Annotated in this window: 3 protein-coding genes; all 3 read right to left on the bottom strand. The window is 34.3% G+C overall.

From position 1 onward, the window contains the following. Window positions 1-267 precede the first annotated feature (267 nt). On the bottom strand, window positions 268-447 hold the full coding sequence (locus QVD32_RS13055; protein ID WP_287710370.1) for a hypothetical protein: 180 nt from the start codon (window positions 445-447) through the stop codon (window positions 268-270). 179 nt (window positions 448-626) lie between these two features. Further along, a complete protein-coding gene (locus tag QVD32_RS13050) occupies window positions 627-1,154 on the bottom strand; it encodes a hypothetical protein (protein ID WP_287710368.1) in 528 nt (175 codons plus the stop codon). Next, window positions 1,155-1,706 (bottom strand): KwaA family protein, encoded by a 552-nt coding sequence (locus QVD32_RS13045; protein WP_287710367.1) that lies wholly within the window; start codon window positions 1,704-1,706, stop codon window positions 1,155-1,157. Window positions 1,707-1,857 lie beyond the last annotated feature (151 nt).

Genomic DNA, 1,857 nt, shown 5'->3' with positions numbered 1-1,857 from the left:
TATGAGGTTTGGTCACTTCTATATAATACCAAAGAACAGGTGCCTTTTACATGTCAAGAAGCCTATTTAATCGAAAAAGTTTCCTGATTTTATCGAGTGTTAGCCGGCTTTTTCAGGTGGGAAAGTTGAGTTTTTAAATGATGCTATCTTTTTCAACATATACGTAAACCTCCTTTAAATGAAAATGGTTGTGTCATGGTTATGTCTGATTTTGAGCTTTACTGAATGAAGCTATATGGTTTAATCACGTAGCATCATAAAATCTGCTTAATTTAGAGTTTTCATTTTTCTTTTGGAATTAGCCAGATACACTGTATTTGTAAAAGGTCCTTGATACGCTTCCTCATCCAGAAACCCCAGTATTGCTTTCATTTTATCTTTATTGCAAGGTATAACCAACTTACCTTCTTTTATTTCAAAATCCTGGTTGAGCTTTTCCTTTGCCATACGCGCAATAGTTTCTACGGTGTAGTTTTTCAAGACTTTCGAATCATTTATAATTGCAATTCTCCTTCTCACCCAAGTGTTCGCCTGATTTACAAAAACCTCTTTCCTTTCAAAGGATAATTGTTCATTTGAAAGGAATTCATCAACTTCCCTGTTGGTAGCCGTTCTATAATAGCTCTTTAAATCAAAAATCTGCCTTGCAAAATAAAAAGACTAAAATATAGCGAATCTCCTTCAAAATAGCACTCTATAGATTTGCTAATATTGAATCCGTAATCGTTTTCCTTTTTAAAAGTTGAACCATGATAAAACAAATTAATCCCTGTTTTCTTTAAACGTTGATCTCTCCGGAACAATTGAAAAGCCAAAGAAAAAACCTCTTTGTCATCCCTCTCTATTTTTTCGCCCACAAAAATTGCTTTAATTTCAGGAAAAGATCCATTATACTTCTTAAAAAATTCGGTTCCAATAGGCACACGAATGGCGTCTAAAATTTCATCAGCCAATTTGTAATTCGATATATACAAACACTCATCACTGTTTGGAATATACGAACCATCAAATTCAATTTTCTCCTTATTATCTACCATTTGCACTTTAGCAATAGAAAATAATTGAAGAATTTCATTCCTGAGTCCTTCATCTATCTCCAAAAGATACACTGCATTATCTTTCCCTAAAATAAATACAGATGAGTTTTCAAACATTCAATCATCTCCATCAATGTATAAATACCCGCAGAAATGTCTTACAGAGCATATTTCTTTTTGATTTCTGATTTCTTTCCTCGTTATCAATATGCAGTCAGATACGCCAACCGGCAAATTAAACTTATAAAACTTATATCCCATTATTACCAATAAAAAATGGCAATTATTTGACATAAAATAGAAACCAAAAGAAAGCACTGTAATAAGTACTCCACCGCAAACGCTTAGGAGACTAGAATATGTTTTTTCCATCTGCCCCAAAGAAGCGATGACAGATAATATTGCTAAAAGAAACTTCGCTATCGCTTGTATTCGATTACTTACCAAACGGATATTGCTAATTTCTACTGAGATTTTTTGCAAGTGTTTTCTACTATACCAAAATGCTATCCCAAAGGCAAAAATAACGCCAAACGCACCAAGAATAGTCACCGCTTCAAAAACCGCAAAGTATTCAGGAAAAGCCAAATCCCCTAAAGCTAAAACCACGATCAGCATGGGCATCATATTAGATAGATTATACATTAAATTTTGTAATTCATTAACCATAAACCTTCGTCTCCCACATTTTTACCGGTTAAAGAGATCTCTGGAATTACCACTATGACAAAGAGTCCGCGGCGAGAAGGATTACACAAACTCTGGAAGTAAGAGGTTACTTTAGCTGCCAGCAGCAAAAGCAGCCGGGTTCAGTTAAAAG

Source organism: Barnesiella sp. (assembly GCF_022723415.1).
Classification (GTDB): Bacteria; Bacteroidota; Bacteroidia; order Bacteroidales; family Barnesiellaceae; genus Barnesiella; species Barnesiella intestinihominis.
This window is presented reverse-complemented; position numbering and strand designations above follow the sequence as displayed.